We start from the raw sequence: 266 nt of genomic DNA, 5'->3' as shown, positions 1-266 counted from the left end.
TCCACGCATTCGCTGGCCACGCCCGGGCCCATGACTTCGGACAGGCCGTAGATGTCCACGGCATCCAGCCCCGCCTTGCCCTCGATCTCGCGGCGCATGGCCTCGGTCCAGGGCTCGGCGCCGAAGATGCCGATCTTGAGCGAGCTCTCGCGCGGGTCCATCCCCTGGCGCTGCATCTCCTCCACGATCACCTGCATGTAGCTGGGCGTGACCATGATGATGTCGGGCCGGAAATCCTGGATCAGCTGCACCTGCTTTTCGGTCTG

The 266-nt window shown here is 65.4% G+C and carries 1 protein-coding gene; it reads right to left on the bottom strand.

Features of this window, described 5'->3' with window-relative positions; translation table 11 throughout:
- Positions 1-266: AMP-binding protein (locus ACF8ML_RS01970; RefSeq protein WP_392406076.1), on the bottom strand; the 266-nt coding region annotated here is incomplete at both ends.

This window comes from Delftia sp. WSY_10, from assembly GCF_043104705.1.
Taxonomy (GTDB): Bacteria; Pseudomonadota; Gammaproteobacteria; order Burkholderiales; family Burkholderiaceae_C; genus Comamonas; species Comamonas tsuruhatensis.
Note: the sequence above shows the minus strand (reverse complement) of the source record. Positions and strands in the feature narration are given on the sequence as shown.